The following is a 25,513-nucleotide window of genomic DNA, read 5'->3' on the forward strand; positions in this document are numbered from 1 at the left end:
GTATGGCCGTTGCCGGTTACGAAACGGCCCGGCCCGCTTTGGCAGCCGCGCTCCGGCAGGAGGCGCATATGCCCTGAAAATCGAGCCGGTGATCGATCACCGTAAAGCCGTATTCCCGCTCGACCCGGCTTTCCATCGCCAGCAGCCAATCCTCGTGAATTTCCTCCACCTGGCCGCATTCCCTGCAGATCATATGATGGTGGTGGTGGGCCCGGTCACTGCTCCGTAAATCGAAGCGGGCGGCGCCGTCGCCGAAATTGACTTTTTCCACGATTTGAATCTCGCTGAGCAGCTCCAGCGTCCGGTAAACGGTAGCCAGACCAATGTCCGGGCACGTTTGCTTCAGATGCATGTATACATCCTCCGCAGTCATATGAGCTTCCTCATGTTCGATCAGCACCCGCATCGTCGCTTCGCGCTGCATTGTCAGCTTATGTCCCGTCTCCGCCAGCTTCCGCTTCACTTCTTCAATCCGTTCTTGCATGACCATCGTCATTCGCTGCCTCCTTCTCGTACGATGATAAACGCAGCATTGATCAACTTATCCGATTTATCCGATACTTAATTATAATTATTATAATATAATAATAGATCAAAGCTTTCTAAAAATCAACTGCATTCGGCATATTGAAAAAAGTTTCCTGGTATCTTGATGAGGGTTTCAAAATGCGGTCAGCTTCGGCGCAGCCGCTTCAAAAAGCGAAAAACGAACCGATCAAAGGGCTATCCTTGGCCGGTTCGTTCGTTTTTATCGCTCTGCACGAAGAGGTGATTGTTGAAAAAGATGCGTTCGCACATCTATTTTCTTTTTATTTTTCGACTTCGTTAAAATTCCTGCGAATATGCTTTTTTTGTCGACCCCATCTCCCGTTCAGGCGATAAAAGCTGGGAATTCATGTACCATCGCAGGTTTTCCCTCCAGACAGGCGATTTCGATCGATAATACCTGCACAATCGCAGGTTTAGCGAGGAAAGGACCTCCGACTCCGCTGAAGTGCACCCCTCAGAATGGACATTGAGAAAAGACCTCTCCGCTTTGTCAGCGAAACTGGAGGTCCTCTTCTGTCCTATTTAGGACTAGCTCATTCACGTCAATACTTATGAGACAGCCTCCTCTTCAAAAGCGGAACCGGCCCGTAAGTATAAGCGAACGGCCAGCTAAACCGGCTGCTCGGTCAATAGGATCGTGCGTTTCTGTTCGGCGCTCCTTTCCGCCGCCTCTATAATTCGAATCGTCTCGAGCGCTTCTTCCGGCAGTACCGGAGCCGGTGCGCCGGATGAAATCGCCTCCACAACGCCGCGGTAAAACGACTCGTAGCTGCCGCGGACCGTCTCCACTTTGGACTGGGCCGTCAGCTCGCCAACGGACGTCGTCAGCTCACCGTAGCTTTCCGGCTTGTCGCAGCCCCAATCGGGGTCGGCCGGCCGAAGGCCTCTCTTGAGCTGCTCCTCCTGCGGATCGAGACCGCTCTTCATGAAGCTGCCCGTATCGCCGTGAATGACATATCGCGGTCCCCGCATCCGGACAAGCGAGCCTGCGCGAACGATGACGCGCGTTTGCCGGTAACCGAGAATGACATGGAAGCTGTCCACCGCCTGCGCTCCTTCCCGCTCCCGCCGCAGATCGGCCTGGACCGAGTCCGGGAGGCCAAACAGGACAAGCGCCTGATCGATCAGATGGGCGCCAAGATCGTACAAAATGCCCGAGCCCGGCAGCGCCCGCTCTCTCCAACGCTTTTCCGCATTGACCTCGGGCGAAAAGCGGTCGTAGTGGGCTTCATAAAGCGAGATGCGGCCCAAAGCGCCGGAGTCCAGCACCTGGCGGATCGTCAGAAAGTCGTTGTCCCAGCGCCGGTTTTGAAATACCGTCAGCATGACGCCGTTCTCCTTCGCCAGTGCAATAAGCCCTGCCCCTTCTTCCGACGTAATCGTAAAAGGCTTCTCCACGACAACGTGTTTTCCGGCCAAAATCGCTTTGCGCGCATGTTCTTCGTGCAGCGTATTCGGACTGGCTACCACAACGAGCTGCACCCCGCTCGCCAGCAGCGGCTCGACATCGTGAAATACCGGAACATCCGGATAATCGCGCCTCACTTCTTCCGTCCGGGAGGTGACGACTCCCGTAAGCGTTAACCCGTCCACCGCATCAATTAAAGGAGCATGAAAGACCGAGCCCGACAAACCGTACCCAATCAACCCGACGTTAATGCTCATCTTAACGCCTCCGTTCCTATAATTAGCCCTACATTTATATGCCATAAAAGGACGAAATTCAACTCATTTAACCTTTTACCCAAAAATATTTACGCTTGAATCTTGGAGAAGAAGAAAAATTAAGCGCTTTCAAAAAATGCCGGCCGGAAATCCATCTACCGTTGCGCCTGCTGGCAAACCGTCACAATCGCGTCCCGGCAGCAGCAAAAACTCCCGCAGCTGCCGGCCGTCTTTCAGCCGCGGGTTAGTCCGCCAACCGGTATCCGACGCCGCGCACGGTTTCGATGTACTTCGGCGAGACGGCGCTGTCGCCCAGCTTTTTGCGCAAGCTTTTGACATGCACATCGACAACGTTGCTTCCGCCGAGGAAGCTGCTGTCCCATAAATGCTCCATCATTTCCTCGCGCGTGCGGACCGCTCCCGCCGAGTCGAGAAATCCGCGCAGAAGTTCAAATTCCGTCTTGGTCAGATCAATGCGTCTTCCGTCCCGGGTAACGACCATTTTGCGGGTATCGACATATAAATCTTTGAAATGAAAGGCTCCGGAGGCCTCGGCAGCGGGAGCGTCCGGGAGGGATAACATCATCTCGCGAATGCGCGCAAGAGCGGCGCTTGCCGCAACAGTCTCAAGGCCCAGCAATTCGCCGCTTTCATCATCCGCCGCGGCGGGACCGATCCCATCATCCGGACAGACGAGCAGCGAGCGCTCCCGCTTGTCCGGAGACGCGGCAAACCGGCGGATTCCGGGATCCGCCTCCAGCAGGGCGGGATGCGTGCCGTCCACCACATAGATGTCCGACTGCAGATCATTCAGCACAAAATCGTCGACGCGGTGAAACACGAGCACGTCGTAACAATCCGCGGACAAATCCCGGATCAGCTCATGAAGATGAGTCGGAAACGGGCTGACGACCACGATTCTGCGCGTCTGGGCGCACAGGAAGGGAGATTGGAGGAAGGCCGCAGACGAATTTTTGTCCGCTTCAAGTTTTGAAGGAAGCCTCCGTTCATCGGTCGCGTCCTCCCTCTCTGCTGCCGGAAAATCTGTCTGCCGCACTTTCACCACACTCCTTTATCACGCTCACAGTTACTTAACAAAAATAAGTATAAATCCGGGCAGCCACAACGGTCAACCGGGAGCGATAACCAATGAAATGCAAAGCGGCGAACGGCGCCGTTGCCGATATGGCTCTGACGCAATTCACCGCCTTGGGCCCCTTCAGGCCATGATGGTAAGTCTGCACCTAATGCTGCCGCCTCAGGTGCTGAAGCTATGCCGTATGAATCGAAGTAGCCGGGGCCGCTTCCGTGTTCTGCGCGGCGAGCTTCCGCTTGCGGGCCAGTACCGCCAGTACGGTGAACAGGTACAGCCAGTAAATCAGGAACTCTTCGACCGAAGGCGATTGGCTGTATCCGAGAAAAGCTTTGAAGAACACGCCCATCTGTCCGGGAAGCAGCGGATGCTGTCCGGTATCGGCGATATAATGCGCTTCGTCGATCGGATGCTCGGGCAGCAGCCACGCCAAGTTGTACAAATGGCCGATCTCTCCGCCAGCCGTCGTATAGACCGATCCGATAATCCGCATATCCTGCAGCACGGCGACCGCCTGCACGATCAGACCGGCGGCTACAAGGAGGAGGAAGAAGCCGATCGCCCGAAAAAAGCTTCCGAGCGGTATTTTGCGCGTGCTGCGGAACACGACATGCCCAAGCGCAAACGCCGCGACGATGCCGAGCAGCGCCCCCCAGCTTTGCAGCGCTTTGCCGATATCCCCGCCGCTGATGGCGGCGAAGAAGAAGACGGTTTCGACCCCTTCGCGCAGCGTTACGAGAAACGAGTGGAACACCATGTTCAGCGCTCCGCCCGCCGTGAGCAGAAGCGCAAACTTGGATTCCAGGGCGCCGCGCATGTTTGCCGTCTGCTTGCTCATAAACAGGATCATATGGGTAAGCAGGCCGGCGGAAACGAACAAAATGCCGATGCGCAAATAATTCTGGCTGCCGATCGCCGCATAACCCGTCAGCACGATCTGGAAGATAAGCGCTACTGCGGCGCTGGCCAGTACGGCCAAGCCGGTGCCGGCCAGCACCCACTTGATCCAGCGCGTCTGGCCGATCCGTTTCAAGTAGGTGACGATAATGCCGACGATGAGAATCGCCTCGAACGCTTCCCGAAACGTGATCAGAAAAGCCTGTACATTCATAACCCGCTCTTCACTCCTTAACGATTTGAATCCGGCTCGGACTGCCCTGCCCGCTTGCTGCCGATTGCGGATAAGCCGGGCCCCTGGCATGGAGCTGTAACCGGAACCGCCTGCTGCCGTTAGAAAAAGCCTTTTCGCCGCGCCCACCAAACGGCGGCAATCCCGACGATAAGCACGCCTCCGATGACCGATACCGTCACGGCCGGATTGACCGTGCTTCCCGCATTGCCGCCCGCCGCGCCGGCGCCGCCGGCCGCTCCCTCTCCGGCTGCGGCATTCTGCCCTCCTGCTGCGCCCGCTTGGTCAAACGGGAACAGCGGTTTCAGCGTGGCCGTGATATCATCGAGGCTTTGCTTCAGCTTGGCGGGATCCGCTTCCGATTTGCCGACCCCGAACAATCCCGGGTTCCCGAGCGCCTTCAGCGCGGTATCGAAATCGCCGTCCAGACGCGCAATATCCGCGGCAGACAGCTGCTCGGACAGATACGGCTTCAACGTATCGCAAGTCGCTCTCGCCTTGGCGAGCAGTATTTTGACATTGGCATAGTCGGTAACGTCCTGCTCCGCATTTGTAAACCGCCGCTCCAGGTTCATGACAAGCATCGCTTTGTAGTTGGCGATCGTCTTGTCCGCGTCGGACGCTTTAATATTGCTTTCCAGCACGCGATCGACGTTAGCGCCAAAATGCTTCACGATCTCTTCCCGTCTCGTTTCGTAAGCCGCTTCCGCCGCCTTCCAATCCGCCGGGGAGCTGCTGAGCGCGGCGGTGATCAGCTTGAACGTTTCCGCCACGTCTTCTTTGTTGGCATCCCCGTAGGAGTACGCGAAAATGTTTCCCGGCGCCGCAACAAACATCACGAGCAGCAGGGCGAGCGTGTAAATGATACGCATAGATTCACCTTCCGAATGGTCGAAATATTGTAGGATGTATTACCGGAACGCCGCTTTCACCGGAAAGCCGCTTGAATGGCGCCGCGGCGGGGCCGCGTTTCGACGCCCGCTCGCGCGGTGTGAAAGACTGGCCTCGCGGCAAATCGGCGTCTCGACGTCCGACTTGTCGTTAATTACGTCCGGCTTGTCGTGCAAATAGTTAAGTAAATGATAATCATTTTCAATTGGAATGTCAACGGCCGGCAGCATATCCGGTGGGCAGCATATCGGGTCCGTCAACGTATCCATTCATACAGCGTAATCGTCCCGTATACGGGATCGGTGAGTGTGCTGCTTTCGAACCTGGCCCTAGCCTTGGCATGGCCCGCGAGCGTACCCGCCTGCTTCCGGAAGCCGTCCAGCACATGATCGGTCAAATAGACGGCGGCATGCGGCTGGGCGGCGAGCTGCGCCAAAAAGTACGGATACGTGTAAATTTCCCGGTATACCGGCGGCGTCCGGTTCCATTCCAGCACACGCGCTTCTTCCCACGTATAGACGACAACTTTGGAATCGTGCAAGGCCGACAACCGCTTCACTTCATCGGCCAGCTGATAGACGGCCGGCCGCTCCGCCGCCTGCTTCGACAGCAGCGCGATACCCACTCCCGTCTGCACCGCAAGCACAAGGGAAGCCAGTGCAATCCCGGACGCTTGCAGCCACCGCAAAGCGGCGGAAGGCGGCGGATCGGTGACATGCGTGGCGGACGGCCCGGAAAGGGCCTGACCGTGCGGCGGGATGGCCGCCGGCCCGGAGGCCGTGTGCGGCGCGGCGTGCCCGATGCTGCGAAAAGCCGACAGCACGAGCAGCCACAGAATGCCGACCAGCGGCGTAATATGCCGCGGCTTGTCGATGTTTTGCGCGAGCAGCGCCCACACGGCGTAGGCCGTGCCAAGCGCCGCGAGTGCCGCCGCCGGCGGCGGGCTGCGCAGCAGGTCCGCCGCGCGGCCGAGCGCGCGGGCTGCGGCACCGCGCACCGCCCGCGGCGCCGGCGCATCTGCGCGCGGCGGGCGCACCGCGCCGGCGCGCAGCACGGCGGCGAGCAGCAGCGCCGCCGCCGCAAGCATCAGTGCTGTGGACCGGGCGAACCACCCGGTCCACAGCACGTTGCCGCCGGCGAAGCGGAGCAGCCGCTCGGCGGGCGGCATCGGGGAGGCGGCGATTCCGCCTCCCCATTCGCTGAAGTGGCCGGCCACGAAAGCGCCGGCCAGCTGCACAAACCCGGCCGGGCCGCCTTCGGAGAAGACGAGCCCGGCCACCCACAGCAGCTGCGCTCCCGCGGCCGCGCCCGCGTAAGCGGCTGCCCGCGGGAGCAGCCGCTTGCCTTCGCGGCGCCAGCGCACAAGCTGCAGCAGTCCGAGCCATACGAGCCCAAGCCCGAACGGCGCGAAGGATAACCGGATGCCCATCACGACTCCGAACAGCGCCAGAGCGCCGAATATCCATCGCCGCCGCCCGCGGCGCATCGCCTCCAGCAAAAACCACAAATACCACCACAGCGCGGCGATGCCCGCCGCTTCCGACATCGGGCTTACCGTTTGCAGCCACAAATAAGGGGCGGTCAACACGATCAGCACGGTCAGCCCGGACATCGCGGGCGACAGACTGCGCCGGGCGACGAACCACAGCGGCACCGACGAAGATAACGTCAGCGCCACGTTCAGAATGTCGTACGCGAGTACCGGGTCGGAAATCCAGTAATGAACAAGCTTGGCCCCCAGCACAAAATAAGGATAGCCCGGAAAATGCGGCTGCATCGCCAGCAAATCGAACCGCTGAAGCGCGAGCGCAAAATCGACCTCGTCCCATGCTGCCGCATACGGATTCAGCCGGCTTAAGCTCAGCAGCGTCCAGCCGATCAGCAGCAGCGCCTGTACCCCCAGCGCTGCCGAAGCGATAATTCTCCGCCGCCCGCCGTCATATCCGGGCCGTTTGTTCTTCATCCCTGCTCTCCTTCCACGCTGCACCATGCCCCTTTTTCACACTACGCGAGCTCCAATCGCTCAATGTGGCGTCGCTTGACGGTGGTCAACCACAATCGCTTCTGTTCCCCGCGGTGCGACCCATGTATCGCCGCAACACTTTAAGCCATGAAATCGCCATTTACCAGGCAGCCTCATCTTCTCCAAAACTCCAACCCAGACTCAAGCGACTGCCATGCACGCGGCAACTGCTGCCGTTCAGCATCAACTCAGGCTGCGCTATCTTCCCTCTTCGCTTCCGAGCAGACCGTTCTGCCGCCGCAGCGAAGCATCCGCCTGCTGCCGCTTTGAAACGTTCCGTCTTGCCGGCGTGCGCATCTCTTTCCAGATCGCGGGTACAACCGCCTTCATATAGGCGCCGAAGCGGATGAACGACTGACCCTTAGTGCGAACCCGGTAACGGATCGGCACCTCGACCATCCGGAACCCCTGCCGGACCAAATTCAGCGTCAGCACCTGGGCGTAATTATAATCGTGCACAATGCGAGCCGCCTTCATCGCCTCTCTGGAAAAAGCGCGCATTCCCGACTGCCCGTCCCAAATGACCCGCCGCAGCAGCACGCACTGCAGCAGCGTAAACGCCACGTTGCCGAGGCGCCGGTGCAGCTTCATGCCCGCGATCGTTCCTTTGAACCGGGAGCCCATCGTATAGTCCGCCGTACCGTCCATAATGGGGGCAGCTACTTCGGGAATCTGCTCCGGCGGATATTCATTGTCCGCATCGATCATGAAGCCGATATCGGCGCCGCGCCGGACGCATTCGGCCATTCCCGCGCGCACCGCAGCTCCCAGCCCGCGGTTTCTTCCCAACTCCAGCACCGCATCCGCCCCGGCCGCAAGCGCCGCCTGAACGGTGCCGTCCGTCGAGCCGTCGTCGACGACGATCACTTCCACGACCCAGCCGCCGCCAATGCGGCGCGGCACGCGCGGAAGCACCTCCGCAACGTTCATTTCCTCATTGTAGGCCGGCAAAAATACGACCATTTTCCGGGTTCCCGCATGTTCGGCCTCCCCCTTTATCCGATCCCGGTTCCCTTCCGCAGTATAACCGGCCGCGACCGGCGCGCCGTATTCGTCCGTTAATTGATTCATCTTTTTCATCCCCATTGCTCCCTGCTCCATCTTCCTCTTTACGGCTTATCCGGGCTAATCCAGGCTAGTCCGGATAAGCCGACTAATCCGGGTTTAACCGGGTTTATCCGGGTCTATCCAAATTCACTTTGTCGTCTAGGCCATTTTGGCGGGAAGCTTTGCCGCTTCAACCCCGCCGTGAGCGGCGGAACGACCCGCTCCACCGTCCTTTAATCCGGCAATCGCCTCCGCCAGCACCGGTCCGCGGCTGTGGTCCGGATACGGCGCGCCCAGCAAATACGCAATCGTCGGCGCGACCGAAACGAGGGAATGCTTGTCCTCCACCTTGACGCCTTTGCGCACGCCATGGCCGTACATGAAAAACGGCACGTACCGCTCCCCTTCGTCCAAATGCCCGTGGCCGCCGATGCCGTCCGCCTGGCCGTGATCGGCGCAGACGATGAACGTGGCATCCTCGGCATAACCGCCGCGCTCCAGCCAGCCGACAAAATCCTCCAGCAGACGGTCCGCTTCCTCGATCTTTTGCCGGTATTCGTCATACAGCGCACCGCGGCTGTGACCCGTCTGATCGGTCGCGATCAGCTGCACGACGAGCAGATCGGGATTTTGCTCCGCTACGATCTTCTTCGCCCGTTCCACGATGTTGCGGTCGGCCTCGTCGTTATGCATCACCGCCGTCACGCTCTCCACGTCGTCGCCCATCGAGTCGATCAGATGCGCGATGCCGAGCAGCCGGCCTTTTCGCCCCACCTTGCGCAAGCTGTCGAAAATCGATTCCACCCGGATGCCCAGCTTCCAAACCATATTGGATGTGATGCCGTGCTCGCGCGGGTAGGTTCCCGTGAACATCGACGAGAAGCAGACGACCGTCCGGGCCGGATACACCGTCTCCATCGCCGTATATTCCGTCCCTTGAGCGCGCCATTTTTTCAGAAAAGGGGCGTCCGCCTCTTCGAACCGGTCCTTCCGCATGCCGTCGATGACGAGCACATATACTTTCCCGGATACCGGCCGCTCCGGCACGGGCACGTTGTTTGTATACTTCTTGATCTCAGCCGGCTTCCAGTCGAACAGATTGCGGTGCAGCACGAACGCCAGCAGCGCCGTCCCGGCCGCGAGCAGCGCATAGGACCAGCCCGCTCCGAGCCCGCCGCCGAGTTCGGCCACCCCCGGTACGCCCCCCTTATAAATTTGCGCCGCACCGTCGATCACGAGCAGCAGCAGCAAAAATTTCGGAAGCTGCTCCTGCGCGTTGCCGCTTGTCGAATCGCTGTTTTTGAGCACCAGCTTCCAGAAGCGAGTGAAATTCCACCATGACGTTCCGATTCGCAGATGGTAATAGAACGTGCCCCAGAAGTAGACGGTGAAAAAGAAATACAGCGCCAGCGCCGTCCCGTACAAGCCGTAAGCGAGCGGCAGCTCTCTCCACAGCAGCAGCGCGGCAACGAGCGGCATCCACAAATAATTGCGCAAAAAAAGCGGAAAATCGTACAGCCAGTACACGACAAAAAGCGGCAGCGCAGCGAGCGCTCCGATTCCGAAAGAAGCCCAGAAGGCGGCGTCGCCCCAATCGCGGATATGATAGAGCGCATAAACTAGGGTCGCGAAAATCGGCGTAAAAGGTTTCCCTTCATTGAGCAAATTCCAGCAGCGTGCCGCCACGATTTCGAAGCCCGATGCTTTTTTCATCCTTTTCAACCTCTCATCCGTTATTGAGAAAAATTATCAATTACTCGTTACTAAGTATAGTCTTGCCGTTGAAATCGAGTCAATAACAACTCATATCCAAATCAAATGAGGGCACTCCGGACGATTGAAAAAAAGAAACCGCCCCTCCAGGTAATGCCGGGTGTTCCCGTGTCATACCTGAAGAGACGGATCATTTGTCGGCGAGTCTTCCGCCCTGAGGCCGTATCCCTGCCGCTCTTATCGTTCTTTCGTTCTTATCGTTCTTTTCGTTCTTATCGTTCTTTTCGTCCTTTTCGTCCTTTTCGTCCTTATTGTCCTATATCGCCATCCCGCCCTTAACGTCCTTCTTGTCCTTCTTGTCCTTCTTGTCCGCCCATATCTTCATTCTCGTCCCTGCCGGCCGCCTGCTTCAATTGATGCTCCGCAAATTCGCGGTACAGGGCGTGCGAGCGCAGCAGCTCCGCGTGCGTGCCGCGACCGGTAATGCGGCCCTTCTCGATGAATAGAATCTGGTCCGCGTCGACGACGGTGGACAGGCGGTGCGCGATGACGACCGTCGTGCGGCCGGCCATCAGATTGCCGAGCGCTTCCTGCACGACCGCTTCGGACTTGCTGTCCAGGCTCGACGTCGCCTCGTCGAGCAGCAGCAGCTCGGGATCGCGCATGAGCGCGCGCGCAATGCCGATCCGCTGCCGCTGGCCGCCGGACAGCTTAATTCCCCGCTCTCCGACTTCGGTATCGTAGCCGTGCGGGAACTCCTCGATAAACCGGTCGGCGTAAGCCATCGCCGCCACCCGCTTCAATTCCTCGTCGCTCACCTCGCGTTCGACGCCGTATGTGATGTTTTCGCGGATCGTCCCGGCCATCAGCGGGCTTTCCTGCGAGACGTAGCCGATGCGGCTGCGCCACGATTTCAGTGAATAGGCGCCGATCGGCTCGCCGCCGATGCGGATGCTCCCGCCGCTCGGGCTGTAGTACCGTTCCAGCAGGGAGAAAAGCGTCGTTTTGCCGCCTCCGCTCGGTCCTACGACGGCCGTCACCTTGCCCGGCGGCAGCGTAAAATCGATGCCCTGAATGACCGGCTCGTCCTCGCCGTAACCGTAGACGAGATTTTCCGCCGTGATTGCTTGTTCCCCGATGCGCGCCAGCTCCTTGCCGGAGTTGAAATCCTCTTCTTCCGCACGCAGCGTCTCGTTAATCCGTTCCGTCGCGCCGACCGCCTTCTGCATCTGGGTGAAAAACGTGCCGAGCTGGCTGACCGGAAACATGATCTGGAACAAATAAAGAATGAACGCGACCAGCCCTCCCGCCGTCATCTCGCCGGAGGTGACGCGCACGCCGCCGTACCCGATGATGATGATGAGCAGCATCATCATCGTGAACGAAACAGCCGGTCCGATGAGCGCGCTCACCCCTCCTTCCTGCAGACCGAAACGAAAGAGCTTCCGGATCCCCTTGAACCCTTCTTCGTACTCGCGGCTTTCCGAACCCGACGCCTTCACAAGGCGCATTTCGGAGAGCACGCCGCTGAGCACACCGGCAAAATGCGCCGTCTCGTCCTGCAGCCCCTTGGATACCTTGTGCATCTTGCGGCCTAGCGGAACCATGAAGGACAGCAGCAAAGGCACCGCCGCAAGCAGGATCAGCGTCATTTTCCAGTCCATCGACAGCAGGATGATAAGCGACCCGATAATCGAGATGATACCCGTTGCAAAGCCGGTCAAATGCTCCGATATAAGCCCCTTTACGACGCCGGTGTCGTTCGTCATGCGGCTGACGGTTTCTCCGGTCGGATGGCGGTCAAAGTAAGATACCGGCAAAATGAGCAGCTTGCGCCACAGCCGGTCCCGCAGCTTCGCCACAACGCCCTGGCCGATGCGGGCGAGCAGATAGGTCGACAAGGCCGACGTCAGCGCCTGCGCCAGAAAGACGGCGACCAGCATCACAACTTGCATCGTTCCGATGCTTGTCAGCGAGAAGCCGTCGACGAGATTTTTCGTAAACATCGGCACGATCAGACCGACGATCGTCGAAACGATGCTCAAACTAAGCGCCGATGCGATCAACAGCTTCGACGGGCGGGTATCCCGGATGAGCGCAAAAAACGCCCTCCAGCTCCCTGAAGCTTTCACGGCGCCTCCTGCAGCCGAGCTTTCTTCCGGCGCCCTTTCTTTTCGTGCGTTCCTTTTCGCCGCAGTTGGTTTCACTTCGCTCTCTTTTGCCGCGGCGCGCGGCGCGAACTCTTGTGCCATTCCAGCCACTCCTTCCGTTACAGCTTTCTATATTTGGATAACAATAACATATACGATGTCTATAAACTCATTTTAAACAGCTTTCTCCGCTTGCGGCAAACAGCAGAAGCGCGACGATTCCAACTGCTGAAACGGGTACATTTTTTCGGATTGGCCCAACTGGTATAATGGAAAAAAGTCACAATCGCGATTCGCTAAATCAAGGAGCTGATCATCGTGCCCAGTCGCAATCCCGTCCCTTTTCACCCCGTGCTTGCCGGCTGGTTCACCGGCCGCTTCGGCGCGCCGACCGACGTGCAGTCCCGAGCCTGGCAGGCGATCGCGGCCGGATCGCATACCCTCATCGCCGCCCCCACCGGATCGGGCAAGACGCTGGCCGCGCTCCTGCCTTGTCTGGACAAGGTGCTGCGCGCCAAGCTGGAAGCGGCGCGGCAGCCCGGGCGCAAACGCGGCAGTGCAGCGTCCGCTTGGAAGCCCGGCGTGCGCGTGCTGTACATCACTCCGCTTAAAGCGCTGAACAACGATATTTATGAGCATATCATCGGCTTCGTGGAAGAGATCGCCCGGGCTGCCGAAGCAGAAGCGGCTGGCGCCGGCACTGCGGACGGAACGGACTGGCCGGGGCTCACCTGCGCCGTCCGCACGGGCGATACGCCGCAAAGCAGGCGCGCCGCCATGCTGAGGCGTCCTCCCGATGTGCTGGTGACGACGCCGGAATCGCTGTTTATTATGCTCACGTCGGTCAAAGGACGGGACATGCTGCAGACGGTAGAGCATGTCATTGTGGACGAAATCCATGACTTGGCCGCCGATAAGCGCGGCTCTCATCTGTCGCTGTCGCTCGAGCGGCTTGGCGTACGGTGCGAACGTCCGCCGCAGCGCATCGGCGTATCCGCGACGCAAAAGCCGCTGTCGCGGGTCGCGCGCTTTCTCGGCGGCTGGGAAGAGCCCGGTCCGAACGACGCCGCCCCAAATCCGGCCCGGAGCGATGCGGAATCGGAAGAACCCGTCCATCCGCTCGGGTACCGTGCGCGGCCGGTTTCGATCATTGAGAGCGCAATGTCCAAGACGATGGATATTTCCGTTACGATGCCGGACAACAGCCGTATCGCCCGCACCCGAGAATCGGTTTGGTATCCGGTGATGGACCGGCTGCTGCAGCTGATGAACGGCTGCCGGTCCGTGCTTGTGTTCGTGAACAGCCGGCGGCTGTGCGAGCGGCTGTGCCTGCGGCTCAACGATTACGTCGGCTACGAAATGGCCCGCGCCCATCACGGCAGCATGGACCGCGGACGCAGGCTCGAGGTCGAAGAAATGCTGAAGGCGGGCAAGCTGCGCTGCATTGTCGCGACCTCTTCGCTGGAGCTCGGCATCGACGTCGGCCACGTCGACCTTGTCGTACAGATCGATTCGCCGCAATCGGCGGCGGCAGGCATTCAGCGCATCGGGCGCGCAGGCCACGCGGTCGGCGACGCAAGCCGCGGCGTCATTTTGGCGCGGGAGCGCGGCGCGCTGGCGGAGATCGCCGTGCTGAGCCGGCTCATCGCTGCCCGCGACATCGAGCCGATCGCAGTGCCGCGCAACGCGCTGGATGTGCTGTCGCAGCAAACCGTCGCCATGGCGGCCATGGACGACTGGCATGTGAGCGGGCTGCACCGTCTTGTCGCCCGCAGCGACAGCTACCGCGACTTCCCGCTGCCGCGACTGGAGTCGATGCTGAATGTGCTGGCGGGATTCTATCCTTTCGCCCGCCCGCTCCTCGATTGGGACCGCGCAAGCGGCACGGTGCGGGCGCGGTCCAATACGGCGATGGCATCCATCGTCGGAGCGGGAACGATCCCGCAGAGCAGCGCCTACCCGGTTCATCACGCGGACAGCCGCGCCCATCTGGGTGAGCTGGACGAAGAATTCGTGCAGGAAAGCAGGGTCGGCGACGTTTTTCAGCTCGGCACGAACTCGTGGATCATTCGCGATATTCAAAAAGACCGGATCTATGTGTCGGAGACGGCGGACAATCTGAGCGAGATCCCTTTCTGGCGCAACGAGGCCGGCGGCCGCTCGTTTGGGCTGGGACAAGCGCTCGGCAAGTTCTGGAGCGAGCTGGAGGCAAAGCTGTCGATTCGTGCCGGTGAAGACACGACAGCCGCAGAAGCCGGCGGAGCAGCGGAGACGGCCGGGGACCGGTACGGCGGCGATGCACCGATCCGTGCAGACGGCGGATCTGTCACCGCACTGCGCAGCGGATATTCCGGCGGCGAATCTGCAGCGCCGCCCCGCGATTCCGTCGCCCAGCCGGCCAGCGGATCGGATAGCCCGTCCGGCACCGGAGATTCCGGCGGCAGCGCAGACGACGACGAGCTGGACGATCCCCGCGACGAAGCGGCGATCGCATGGCTTGGCGAGAACTATTGTCTCGACCGTCTCGCTGCCGGGCGGCTGGCGGCGATGGCGCGCGCCCAGAGCCGGGTCAGCGCGCTGCCGACGGATACCCGCATCGTCATCGAGCATTACAAGGATGTGACCAACCAGACGCATATCATCCTGCATAATACGTTCGGGCGGCGCGTCAACCGGACATGGCAGCTGGCGCTCGAGCGCCAGCTGAAGCAGATTTTGCCCTATAAGATTTACGGCAATGCGAAGGACAACGGCATTGAATTCGTCATGCCCGAGTGGGACGCTTCCTGGATGCAGGCTATTTGGCAAGTAACCTCCACCAATTTGGAGAAGCAGCTGCTGGAGGCGGTGCCCGGCTCGCCGCTGCTCGCCATCGCCTTCCGCCGCATCGCCGAGACGTCGCTGCAGCTCTCCCGCAGCTATACCCGCACGCCGATGTGGCAGAAGCGGCTGCGCAGCGAGGAGCTGCTGCGGGCGGCGCTTCCGTATGCGGACGATTTTCCGTATTTGCAGGAAGCGGTGCGGGAATGCCTGTACGACTATCTTGATTTGCCTCATTTGCGGAAGGTGCTGCAAGCGTTAGAAGACGGCTCGATTGCTGTTACGGTGCGCGAAACGGCCCGGCCGTCCCCGCTTGCCGCGCAGTTTGTCGCGGATTATGTCAATATGCGCCTTTACGAAGGCGACGGTCTCGACGAGTCGATGCAGAGGCAGCTGATGAGCCTCAGCAAGGATTTGGCGACGGATCTGTTCGGACGCGATGCGCTGCGCGGCGCGATTGCGCCGGAGGTGCTCGCAGCGGAAAACGAACGGCTTGGAGCCGTCAGACAAAAGCCGCAAAGCGAAGACGATCTGTACAGGGTGTTAAAGGAACGCGGCGACTTGTCGGCAGATGAGCTTGCCAAGCTGACGGAAGACGATGGAGGCGGCCGCACGCGCCGATGGCTGGAGGAGTTGGAGCTTCAAGGACGGGCCCTCGTCCTTCCTCCCGCTTACGGATCGCTGCGGCGGTGGATTTGCGCGGACGAGCGCGTAATGTACGAGGCGTTTCCGGATACGGCCGCTTCGGCCGCATTTGTAATGAGCAGGTTCATCGACAACCGGCTGTCGTTTACGGAAGACGATCTCATCCATCGCTACCCGCAGCTGACGCCGGATACGGCACGCCAATTGGTCGACGGGCTGCTGGATCAGGGAAGGATTCAGCAGGCTCCGTTCGCGGACAATGAGAGCGAGCGGATTTGGACGGGAAGCGGGATCGCCCGGCGCATCGTCCGCTTGTCCGTGCAGGCGGCGCGCAGCGGGGCGCACCCGGCCAGCGCCATCCGCTGGTGCGGCCAAATTGCGCTGCGGCAGCATGCGCTCGCCGGCACGCAGCTGCGCGGCACAGGCGGACTGCGCGCGGTCATCGGGACGCTGCAGGGCTTTTTCTTCCCGCTTAGCCACTGGGAATCGGTTCTCTTTCCTGCGCGCATTACCGACTACCGCAAGGAAGAACTCGACCTGCTGTGCGCCTCGGGCGAAGTGATCTGGATCGGGCGCAAAGCGGACGGCGACAAAGAAGGCCGCATCGCCTTTTTTCTCGCCGAGTCCAAGGCGCTGTATGCGCCCTACCTGCCGAATGAACCGTCCGGCCCGGGCGCTGCAGAGGTCACTAAGCATCCGCAGCTGCTTGCCCGGCTGCGTGAAAGCGGAGCGATCTTTCTGACCCGTCTGGCTCGGGAGGCGGGCCGGCTTCCGTCGGAAGTGCTGGCCGATCTGCTCGACCTCGTCTGGGAGGGACACGCTTCCAATGACCAGTTCGCCCCTCTACGCCTATGGGCGGCCGCGAAAGGCAAAAACCGCGCCAAAACCGGCTCCGGCCTCGGACGCTGGTATTGGACCGGTTCGCTCGCGGAAGGAGACGAGGATGGCTCCGGAAGCGCGAACGCAAGTGGAAGCGCGAACGGCAGGGCGGATGCCAGCGGCAGCGCCGAGCCGCCGGCCGTCCGGTGGGCGCGGCATCTGCTCGATACTTACGGTATCGTTACGAAAGAGCTGGTCGCTGCCGCGACGCCCTATTCATGGGATTCGATGCTTCCTGTGCTCAAAAGACTCGAGGAATGGGGCGTTCTCACCCGCGGGTTGTTTATGGAGGGAATGGCCTCGATGCAGTTCACGACCCGCGAGCTGGCCGACGCCGTCCGCAAGCCGCTGCCGGGCGGCGATTCGGGGCTGACCCTGCTGTCGGCCGTCGATCCCGCCAACCCTTTCGGGCTGCTGACCGACTGGCCGCAAATGCAGGGAGCGGCCTTCGCGCGCAAGCCCGGAAACTACATGGTGCTGCAGGACGGCCAGTGGCTTTATTGGATCGAAAACAATGGCAGACGCGTGCGGGTCATGAACGGGGCGGCGGCCGGCGCCTCCGCAGATGGGCTGAAGATCGCACTGAGAACCATTTTGCGCCAGCAGGGATTAACCAAAATTTCCGTCGAGCGGTGGAACGGCGACGATGTGACCGATTCGGAAGGCGCAGAAGTGCTGCGGGCGCTCGGAGCCGAACGGGACCGTTCATCGCTGGTGCTGTGGTCGAGCCAGCTCGGTTGACCGTCGGGTGTATGCTATAGGGAATATGATTAACGGCTACATCTGGCCCTCTCAAGGATCCGTTTCCGTACTGGGGCACCGCTTCGGCGAGGTCGTTCAGAGCGGCCGGACGGCAGATGTGATGACAACCCGGACGCTGAGCGGATTTTTTGAAGCCCCGGTAGCTGTCGACCGTCACGGGGACCGCTTTTATGTGCGTCCCGTAACTGCAGTGAACCAGCCATCCGCATCGGGCAGGTAGACGCATTCCAAAGGAATCTGCCGTCGTATTCCTTCCAAAGGATACGGTCCATCGCAAAAAATCGCTTAATTCACTGAAGGAGACGGACGAGCATGCACAAATGGAGCCTGTTTGAACAATTCGAATCCGCTGTCCGCGCGCTGCCGGATAAAGAGCGCTACGACCGGGCCGATCTGCTTGTGGAGCCGCTGCTCATCCACCGGGAAGGAAGCCTTGAAATGTACTATGCCCCTTATAACGATTGCGTTCAGACCGGCGCCTCCGTCTGCATCATCGGTCTTACTCCCGGATGGGCTCAGATGGAACTCGGCTACCGTGTTTTCAAACAAGCGCTGAGAGAGGGCCGGCCGGTTCCGGAAGCGTGTATGCGGGCGAAAACGGCTGCCCGCTTCGCCGGTCCGATGCGCACCAATTTGCTGCGCATGCTGCAGGAGCTGGAGCTGCACCAGGCTCTCGGTCTGCCGGACTGCGAATCGCTATTTGAGGGCGGTGCCACCGGCAAGCTTCTGCACACGACATCGGCGCTGCGGTATCCTGTTTTTGCAGGTGGACGCAATTACAGCGGAAGCAGCCCTGCGCTGCTGAAGACGCCCTGCCTCTGCCGCTTTGCCGAGGAATCGGTGAAGGCCGAGCTGCTTGAGCTGGAGCGGCGGCCGCTGATCGTGCCGCTCGGCCGGACCGTTGAAGCCGTGCTGCGCCGTCTTCTGCAGTCGGACGCGGCGGCTGTCGGCCCGTGTTTGTGGGGATTCCCCCACCCTTCCGGCGCGAACGGCCACCGCCATCGGCAGTTCGAGCAAGCGAAGGAAGAGATGATGCGGACGATCCGGATCTGGCGGCAAAAGTACAGCCCGGCAAAAGAAAAACCTTGAAAGGATCTTGGCATCGTTTAAGCTTGTTTCGGATTTACCCGCATACTCTATTTTTCCGTCCTTTTGAGCATTATCCCTTTCGCTCAGGATACGGATTGAGGTTCCGCCAGCTTAACAATCCAGTCTTTGATATCGACGATTCGCAGCGTTTTGGGCGCAGTATTCGTGCCGGATACGATTAACGGAACGAGGGAATCCAGTTCATGCAGCGACCCGTGGGCACCTCCGCCGTCGTGGGTAGGGGAACTTTCGCCGATGATTTCATAACCGGGTTTGACCGTAACGACAACGAATCTCCCTTGATGGGAATGCATCGCCCCGTACAATCTGGCCAGTATATCCGGATACTTTCCATATTTGATCCGATTGTTTGTTATCGAAATATCCGCGAGATCAGCGTCACCCGAGAATGTCCACGATTGTCCATATTCATCCGTATATTTCCCTCCGGGACGATAAGAAAACATGTTATTGCTTTTCCCTGCAGTGACACGAACGTTTTTACCGTCTTTCACAGCGATGATGTCGAACTTGTCCTCGTTCTTCAAAAGCTTTACGATGTCGGACAGCTTCACCTTGGAATCTACCGCATATACATAAGCCATCCGTTCGTTTGCGGAAATGACGATTTGGTCGTCTTCGGGCCTTACGGGTTTATTTATTTTTGCGATGCGGTACCGGTTCAACAGCGGCCTTAAATCGATAAGGGAAGCGCCCCGATCATCGTATACATAGCTTTGCGCACTATCTCCCATAACGATCCATACCGCGTTTTTCAAAGCTTGCTCCCATGAACCGTAAGCGTTGAATACGTCCTGCAGCGCTCGATCGGTTTTCTCGATTCCTCCCAGCTCGGCAGGCCCTTTTCGATGGAGAGTGCTGTCGTTTTCCGGAAAATAAGCATTGGTTACATTCGGAAGTTTATTTTGTTTAATCAAAAATGCGAGCTCTTGCGCAGAAAATTCGTTGTTCATGCCGAATTTTTTCCAGGCTCGGGCATTCCGGTCATTGTTCGGGTCCTGTTGCGCAAGCGTCCCATAGGATAACCATTTCGGTCCCGTTACTTTGGCTTGTTCCGGCAGACGCGTGCTGTACGCGATCCATCGCGGTACGTGTAAGGTATGCACCGTTTTCCCCCTGAAAATGGCGGCATTGATCGATGCGGAGCCTTTCCCTTTTTCAGCCAACTCTTCATGGATCGTTTTCGTTTTTTTATCCAATTGAACTTGATTCAACTGGTAAACGGCATCGATAAATACTTGCAGTTGATCGATTTTGAGCGATTCCTTGGCGCCATTGCCGTAGAAAATGATGCGATTTTCGTTGCTGTCGTACCAAACGTCCGGGCACATGGTGACGGTCCGCATATACTCCCGTTAATAATGTGCTGTCGATCGTCACGGACATTGTCGGAAACGAACTGACGACCCGCGGAAAATACCGCCCGTTCTCAAGCAGCAGCCGCATGGCGGGAGCCCGGCCCTCTTGAATCGCTTGTTGCAGAGACTTGTCCATTAGAGAATCAATGATGATCAAGACGACAGGTATGGAAGTTCGTTTCGTGGCAATATTTGACTCCGGGGCAATATTTGATTTGAAGTTCAGTCGATCGGCCCGTTCGCCGGACTCCGCCCTGCAGCCGGAAACAAGCAAAGTTAGACATAACACGAGCATAATGGCCTTTTGATGTCTTGCGGTCATTGGACTCCCCATTCGTTAAAGCTTTCGGCCCCCGCGCAGTTCCCCGAGCGAGGTGCGGCGGCGCGTGATAGCTTCACCCTCATTGAAGGGAAGAGGCACATCGAATGGCTGAACATGCCTCTTCCCTTTTTTGAGCGTATAAAAATTAAGCTTGATTGAGGTTTTCCATCTCTCTTTTCTTGAAGCGGAAGGACAACCGGTTGAAAAAACCTCCGGGCATGCCGTAGACCGCATTTGCGGCCGTACTGGCGACGACGTGCCGGCTTGCGAGAAGCGGATCGGTAAACTTTCGTCCTCTCGGCAGCGTCTGCTCCGTAAATCCTTTTTTCGCCAGCGCTTCGTCGAACTCTTTCTTGGCCGCCTGCTTCGCCTTGAACAGCATCATTTGTACCCTGCTGTAAACGTTGATCGCCCCGTCACCGGTCGTTTCGATCGGGAGAAAGATGGCGTCGGGATATTTCTCGGTGATCAGCGATTGGACTCCGTCCGATACGCCGGAAGACGGCATGCATCCGAAAGGCTTGACGGAGATTGTCATGTTCACTTTCCGTTTGACCACGTTCAAAATCAGCTTGCCCACTTCCATATGGCCTTCTCCGCCGCGCAGCTGGTTGTTGTAATGGTCATGCGCAACCTTGGCGATTTCCTCCATGTCCGGCAAATGATAGCCGCGCAGGCCGAACATTCGGGCATACGTTTGAAAAAGTACCCGAATCCCAACGTCGGCAACGGTTAACATGCGCAGCCTTAGAGCGGGATTTTTCCCTTTTAAGCCGTGACGACCGGAATCCGCCTCCCGCAGGCTCATCCGCTTCCGGGTATCATATTGTCCGGCCCAAATGAGGAACAGGATCCAAGCAGTAACCGATTGGACTTCAACTTCGGCTCCTTCATTTTCCAGAAACCGCTGCAGTTGATAGTTGCCGTCCCCCTCCGTCGTCATCGCCCAAAACTCGCCGATAATGCTTACCTTCGGCCTCACCTTCGTCCGGTCTACCCGGACGGCTTGCAGTTCTTTGCGGCAGCGGATGAGCGCGGGAAGGAGATTTTTTCTCCGGGTTAAGGCGTCATGCAACAACTGTTTGCAGCGCGTCAGAGCGGCATCGGTCGAGCCTTCCTCCACTTCATAGGGACGGATGCGGTAACCGAGCGCATTCAGAATATCCCCCAGCAGAACGGCCTTCAGGAAGCTGACAAAAAACGACGTATCCAATTTAAGCGCCGATTCGCCGCCGGTCGCCTGCTTCAAGCCGTCCGTCTGTTGAAACAACAGGACGCGAAAACCGTCGAAGCCCGCATCGCGCAGCGCTTTCCGGTACTCCGTGACATACGTGCCGAACCGGCACGGTCCGCAGGACCCGCTGGTCACGAACAAATAGTTGCCGATGATCTCTTCCTTCGATTTCCCTTCGACGTCGCGGAGATGATGCAGATACTTGATCAGGTTGCCAACCGTGAAATACGTTGGATTGCACTGTCCGCGGTTGCCGAACTCTTTGCCGAACCGCAGCGAATCGCTGTCCGGGCAGTCCATATGCTTCACCCGGTAGCCCAGCCCCGCCAAAGCTCCTTCTACCAAATAATCGTGAGCCATTGTAAGCCCGCCGAACAGAATGGTTGTGGACGCCTTGTCTTTGGCCAAAAACCGGCGGGGAACTGGATCGAACCACTGATGCTTCGCTGCCAAGCCGAGCGCCTTTTCCTGCTCTTCCTGAAACAAGCGGAGCTCGTCCTCAAGCTTCTTCTTCTCAGTTGCCATAACTTGTTTCACTCCTTGTTTGATAGGTTTTGGGGCTGCCTGCAAAGTAATCGGAATACGCTTCGAAGCTCTACGTCACTTTGTGGGGTTATCTCTAGATCGTTTTTTTCAAGAGCTCGGAACGCTTCTGCTCGAGAAGCTGCTGCAATTCCGCCTTTTTCTGGGCCAAATCGTGCAGCCGTTCTTCATGAAGCCCCAGGCTGTGGGCATACGTCTTGACCCGTATTTTGATCGAGCCGCTCGGTTTGTTCGCATCGATATCGTGCAAAGCCGAATACGGCGTGCCCGCGGTGGAGATGATCGAATCGATCAACCCGTAGGTGGGGGCATCATGCCCGCATTTGAAGCTGGACAGGTCCAGGACGGCCACATTCGGATGCCGCGCGGCAAATTTGGCCGCCCACACCTTCTGCACGCTGTTGGAGCTGAAGTTTTCGGGCCATACGTCGGTCACTTCGAGCGCATAGTCCACCCGCCCGCTCTGCAGGTCGGCCTGGAAGAAGCGGCGCAGCCAATCTTCGTCTTTGGGGATGGAGCGCATGGACAAGACGGGATAGCCAAGCACCTGAAACTCCTCCAGCACGCTGTGATTGAGGCCCGGATCGGAATGGTAAGGGCGTCCGATCAGCAGAATGGCGAGCCGGTTGTCCTGCTCCACCTGCTCCAGAATCGCCCGGCCCTTCTCCTGCATCTCCGTATCGAACAGCTCCATCGCCTTCCAGGCCTGATCGGCGGCAAAATCGCTCTCGTCCTCCGTGATCGCCAGCTCGCCCCCGAATGCCTCAAACAGCTGCTTTTTCAGCAGGTTCGGTTCCGTAAAGGTGACCGCCGGATCGAGATAAACAACCCCTTTCGTCTCAAAGAAGTTGACTTCTTTCGTAAACGCGGCCTTGATCACATTCGGAGCGCCGGCCACGATCGGACAGCTGGCCGAATCCATGACGTTGTGCAGATGGGTCGGGATGTGCGTGATACACGGAAAGAAAATATAGTCGAGCGATTTTTTCTCGTGATGCTTGAACAGCAAGTTGTGCACATGGGCCTGCGCGACCTTCGACGGGTAGCAAGGATCGATCGACCCGTATTTGCCGCCTTGCTGCCACATCTCCTCGCTCGTATTGTCGCTGAACACGATATTTTTCTGCTCGATGCCAAGCGTCTCGAAATAGGTCCGCCAAAACGGCGCCGTCGACCAAATGTTCAGCACCTTCGGAATTCCGATCCGGATCCGTTTCCGCCTTTCTGCCGCTTCAGCGGCGGAACGCTCGAAATTCCGCCGATACGACGTTTTCCGCAGTCCGATCCAGCTGCGCTGCAGCTGAATGTCATGGACGTGAGTATCGGATTCGGGCATAGGCTCCGGATCGTAAAAATGCTGGAACATCCGGCGGGCTTCGTATTCCACCAGGTTCGGGTAATGCTTCTTCAAATCCTGACGTTCCTTCGTCAGCTTAACGACAGCCGCCTCGTCTTCAACGGTCCCCTTCTCGCAGCTGAAACCGGAGATATAACGGGCGGTTTGTCCGTCCGGCGTCTTGGAATCGATAAAGGTCCGGCTGCAGTTGTTGGGACAAAAGTTGCAGCGGGTGGATTCGTCGTTTCGCGACACATAGCTTAGAAAAATCGCCGCATCCAAACCTAAAAACGTGGAATATCCCCGCCGCTTTACGACGCGCAGCGTTTCCATCGCCGCCCCGATCGCTCCGGCCTCGCCCGGGTGGGGGTGAACATATACTTCCGCGTCTGGTACCCGCTGTTTAATGTAATCAACCTGTGCCTTAACGGCGGCCAAGTTGTACTGCGTGCCTCCCTGCAGCACGAATTTGCGGCCGAGTTCCGCCATGCGGGGGATTTGCACGACATACTGCCATACGTTTTTCGGCAGGACGAGTGCAAGGCCGGCCAGCAGCTCCTCTTTGGAATACCCTTCCTTCTGGAAATTCACCCGATCCGCATCGAGAAATACGGCGCACCCATAGGAATATTTTGGACTAAGGTCTGCCGAGAACGCGGTATCCGCGTACTCTTGAATCGGGATGCCAAACTGATCCGCCATGGCCTGCAGCAGCATCCCGTTGCCGGCCGAGCATTGATTGGACAGCCTGAAATCGCGAAAATCGCCGTTTTTCAGAAAGAGCACTTTAATATCCTGGCCGCCGATATCGCATATGACGTCGATATCTCCGAATTGGTTAACGGCGCTCATCATATGGGCAACGGTCTCGACAATATTAACGTCGGCCTTTAATGTTTTTTCCAAGACGTCCGCCGCATATCCGGTGGCGCCGAAACCGATGATCGTAAGCTCGGCTCCCTGCTCTCTCACCGTATCGCGAATCCGTTTCAGCATTTCCCTCGTATCCTCGAGCGGATTGCCCTTGGAAAGCTGGTATTCCTTCAGCAAAATCTCTCCGCTTTCGTCGACGAGAACGGCTTTGGACGAAGTGGAACCGCCGTCGAGGCCGATCACCGCCCTTACCTGCTGTCCGGGTGCGAAGGTCGCCGGCTTAAAGCGGGGAATGCTGTATGTCCGGCGGAATTGTTCCAGCTCCGTTTCGCTGCTGACCAGCGGCGGGCCGGCGTTTTCGCCCAGCTTCGCTTTCCGCCCGTGCAGGATAAATTGCTTGAGCCCTTCCAAACCTTTGAAATTGCCCACGCCGGCCGGTTCATGCATGCCGTACATGACGGCTCCGAAGGCGGCGTAGTACTGGGCATTGTCGGGTACGAAAATGAGCTCGTCGATCGGCATGTCCCCGGGATAGTCGTATCCTCTGTCCCGCCAAGTTTGCGGAATGCGGAGCCGCCAACATTCCTGCAGGAACGGAAGGTAGGTATTGGGCCCACCGAGCAGCAAAACGCGGTGCCGCAGCGTATTTCCTCGGGTCAGCACGGAAAGGTTCTGCATGACGATCGCGTCCGCCAGGGAACACATGATTTCGGCGGAAGGGATGCCGCTTTTGACCAGATTGACGATATCCGTTTCGGCAAACACGCCGCATTTGGCGGCCACATGGTGCAATTTCGAATCGTCGAAGTGCAGCTTGCCGACTTCCTCCATCGGCAATCCCACTTTAATCATGCACTTGTCGATCGTGGCGCCGGTTCCGGATGCGCATTTGTCGTTCATGGACGTCAGCGCCTGCTTATTCCCGGTTTCCTCGTTCACCTTGAAGATGATAATTTTGGCATCTTGGCCGCCAAGCTCGATGACGCTCCCTACGTCGGGATGAAGATGCTCGACGGCCATCGTTACGGCGTTCACTTCCTGCACGAATTTCGCCCCGATATGCTCCACAATCGGTCCGCTGCCGGACCCGGTCATAAAGACGCGAATGTTTTCCTGCTTGACGAGCGGAAATTCATTTCCGATCGTAACCAGAAATTCCAGCACATTCTCCGCCTGTTTCGTGTGGTGGCGCTGATAATCCGACCACAAAATCTCATTGGTTGCCGGATCCACAACCGTTGCTTTGACCGTCGTCGAACCGACGTCAATGCCGATAATTAACGCTTCAGACCGCTGCGAATTCGTTCCCATCCATCTGCTCCTTTTTCCAGAAAATCATCATATGTATCCTGTGTATAAATTCATCCTTCT

15 protein-coding genes and 1 pseudogene are annotated in these 25,513 nt (G+C 58.5%); 3 read left to right on the forward strand and 13 right to left on the reverse strand.

The annotated features are described in order from the left end of the window. Window positions 1–16: 16 nt before the first annotated feature. From fur to VN24_RS08685, 10 genes are all read right to left on the reverse strand, one after another. Complete coding sequence (fur, locus tag VN24_RS08635) at window positions 17–484, reverse strand: ferric iron uptake transcriptional regulator (RefSeq protein WP_045673123.1); 468 nt, start codon at window positions 482–484, stop codon at window positions 17–19. Window positions 485–1,158: 674 nt separating this feature from the next. Beyond that, window positions 1,159–2,214 carry an oxidoreductase gene (locus VN24_RS08645; RefSeq protein ID WP_045670066.1) on the reverse strand — a complete coding sequence of 352 codons (1,056 nt, stop codon included), beginning with the start codon at window positions 2,212–2,214 and terminating at the stop codon, window positions 1,159–1,161. A gap of 244 nt (window positions 2,215–2,458) precedes the next feature. After that, a complete protein-coding gene (locus VN24_RS08650) occupies window positions 2,459–3,271 on the reverse strand; it encodes a winged helix-turn-helix domain-containing protein (RefSeq protein ID WP_045670067.1) in 813 nt (270 codons plus the stop codon). 214 nt (window positions 3,272–3,485) lie between these two features. After that, entirely contained in the window at window positions 3,486–4,418 is a 933-nt protein-coding gene (locus tag VN24_RS08655; RefSeq protein WP_045673124.1) for an FTR1 family iron permease, read from the reverse strand. Window positions 4,419–4,537: 119 nt separating this feature from the next. Continuing rightward, window positions 4,538–5,308 carry a hypothetical protein gene (locus VN24_RS27915; protein WP_045670068.1) on the reverse strand — a complete coding sequence of 257 codons (771 nt, stop codon included), beginning with the start codon at window positions 5,306–5,308 and terminating at the stop codon, window positions 4,538–4,540. A 39-nt stretch (window positions 5,309–5,347) separates the two neighbouring features. After that, a complete protein-coding gene (locus tag VN24_RS08665; RefSeq protein ID WP_045670069.1) occupies window positions 5,348–5,596 on the reverse strand; it encodes a hypothetical protein in 249 nt (82 codons plus the stop codon). Continuing rightward, window positions 5,584–7,290: a glycosyltransferase family 39 protein gene (locus tag VN24_RS26255; protein ID WP_052702864.1), complete on the reverse strand. Its 1,707-nt coding sequence runs from the start codon at window positions 7,288–7,290 to the stop codon at window positions 5,584–5,586. Before VN24_RS26255 ends, VN24_RS08665 begins: the two co-directional genes overlap by 13 nt. Window positions 7,291–7,548: 258 nt before the next feature. After that, a complete protein-coding gene (locus tag VN24_RS08675) occupies window positions 7,549–8,313 on the reverse strand; it encodes a glycosyltransferase family 2 protein (RefSeq protein ID WP_045673126.1) in 765 nt (254 codons plus the stop codon). A gap of 243 nt (window positions 8,314–8,556) precedes the next feature. Next, window positions 8,557–10,110: an alkaline phosphatase family protein gene (locus VN24_RS08680; protein WP_082083684.1), complete on the reverse strand. Its 1,554-nt coding sequence runs from the start codon at window positions 10,108–10,110 to the stop codon at window positions 8,557–8,559. 335 nt (window positions 10,111–10,445) lie between these two features. After that, window positions 10,446–12,362: an ABC transporter ATP-binding protein gene (locus VN24_RS08685; protein WP_082083685.1), complete on the reverse strand. Its 1,917-nt coding sequence runs from the start codon at window positions 12,360–12,362 to the stop codon at window positions 10,446–10,448. Between the two features lie 216 nt (window positions 12,363–12,578). Between VN24_RS08685 and VN24_RS08690 the strand changes: the two genes are divergently transcribed. From VN24_RS08690 to VN24_RS08700, 3 genes are all read left to right on the forward strand, one after another. Beyond that, a complete protein-coding gene (locus VN24_RS08690; RefSeq protein ID WP_045670070.1) occupies window positions 12,579–17,345 on the forward strand; it encodes a DEAD/DEAH box helicase in 4,767 nt (1,588 codons plus the stop codon). A gap of 25 nt (window positions 17,346–17,370) precedes the next feature. Next, a complete protein-coding gene (locus VN24_RS08695) occupies window positions 17,371–17,586 on the forward strand; it encodes a hypothetical protein (protein ID WP_045670071.1) in 216 nt (71 codons plus the stop codon). 92 nt (window positions 17,587–17,678) lie between these two features. Beyond that, a complete protein-coding gene (locus VN24_RS08700; RefSeq protein ID WP_045670072.1) occupies window positions 17,679–18,455 on the forward strand; it encodes a hypothetical protein in 777 nt (258 codons plus the stop codon). 83 nt (window positions 18,456–18,538) lie between these two features. On the opposite strand, the pseudogene VN24_RS08705 reads toward VN24_RS08700, so the two are convergent. From VN24_RS08705 to VN24_RS08715, 3 genes and pseudogenes are all read right to left on the reverse strand, one after another. After that, window positions 18,539–20,156: pseudogene (locus VN24_RS08705) on the reverse strand (alkaline phosphatase family protein). A 145-nt stretch (window positions 20,157–20,301) separates the two neighbouring features. Beyond that, a complete protein-coding gene (locus VN24_RS08710; protein ID WP_045670073.1) occupies window positions 20,302–21,915 on the reverse strand; it encodes a 2-hydroxyglutaryl-CoA dehydratase in 1,614 nt (537 codons plus the stop codon). Between the two features lie 94 nt (window positions 21,916–22,009). After that, window positions 22,010–25,453 carry a BadF/BadG/BcrA/BcrD ATPase family protein gene (locus tag VN24_RS08715; protein ID WP_045670074.1) on the reverse strand — a complete coding sequence of 1,148 codons (3,444 nt, stop codon included), beginning with the start codon at window positions 25,451–25,453 and terminating at the stop codon, window positions 22,010–22,012. Window positions 25,454–25,513 lie beyond the last annotated feature (60 nt).

The organism is Paenibacillus beijingensis, from assembly GCF_000961095.1.
Lineage (GTDB): Bacteria > Bacillota > Bacilli > Paenibacillales > Paenibacillaceae > Paenibacillus_O > Paenibacillus_O beijingensis.

Bases quoted from the DNA above. Each gene is read 5' to 3' on its own strand.
- VN24_RS08680 (WP_082083684.1), bottom strand. From the start codon at position 10,110: ATGAAAAAAGCATCGGGCTTCGAAATCGTGGCGGCACGCTGCTGGAAT.
- VN24_RS27915 (WP_045670068.1), bottom strand. From the start codon at position 5,308: ATGCGTATCATTTACACGCTCGCCCTGCTGCTCGTGATGTTTGTTGCG.
- VN24_RS08655 (WP_045673124.1), bottom strand. From the start codon at position 4,418: ATGAATGTACAGGCTTTTCTGATCACGTTTCGGGAAGCGTTCGAGGCG.
- VN24_RS08710 (WP_045670073.1), bottom strand. From the start codon at position 21,915: ATGGCAACTGAGAAGAAGAAGCTTGAGGACGAGCTCCGCTTGTTTCAG.
- VN24_RS08645 (WP_045670066.1), bottom strand. From the start codon at position 2,214: ATGAGCATTAACGTCGGGTTGATTGGGTACGGTTTGTCGGGCTCGGTC.
- fur (WP_045673123.1), bottom strand. From the start codon at position 484: ATGCAAGAACGGATTGAAGAAGTGAAGCGGAAGCTGGCGGAGACGGGA.
- VN24_RS08665 (WP_045670069.1), bottom strand. From the start codon at position 5,596: ATGGATACGTTGACGGACCCGATATGCTGCCCACCGGATATGCTGCCG.
- VN24_RS08685 (WP_082083685.1), bottom strand. From the start codon at position 12,362: ATGGCACAAGAGTTCGCGCCGCGCGCCGCGGCAAAAGAGAGCGAAGTG.
- VN24_RS08675 (WP_045673126.1), bottom strand. From the start codon at position 8,313: ATGGTCGTATTTTTGCCGGCCTACAATGAGGAAATGAACGTTGCGGAG.
- VN24_RS08700 (WP_045670072.1), top strand. From the start codon at position 17,679: ATGCACAAATGGAGCCTGTTTGAACAATTCGAATCCGCTGTCCGCGCG.
- VN24_RS26255 (WP_052702864.1), bottom strand. From the start codon at position 7,290: ATGAAGAACAAACGGCCCGGATATGACGGCGGGCGGCGGAGAATTATC.
- VN24_RS08695 (WP_045670071.1), top strand. From the start codon at position 17,371: ATGATTAACGGCTACATCTGGCCCTCTCAAGGATCCGTTTCCGTACTG.
- VN24_RS08715 (WP_045670074.1), bottom strand. From the start codon at position 25,453: ATGGGAACGAATTCGCAGCGGTCTGAAGCGTTAATTATCGGCATTGAC.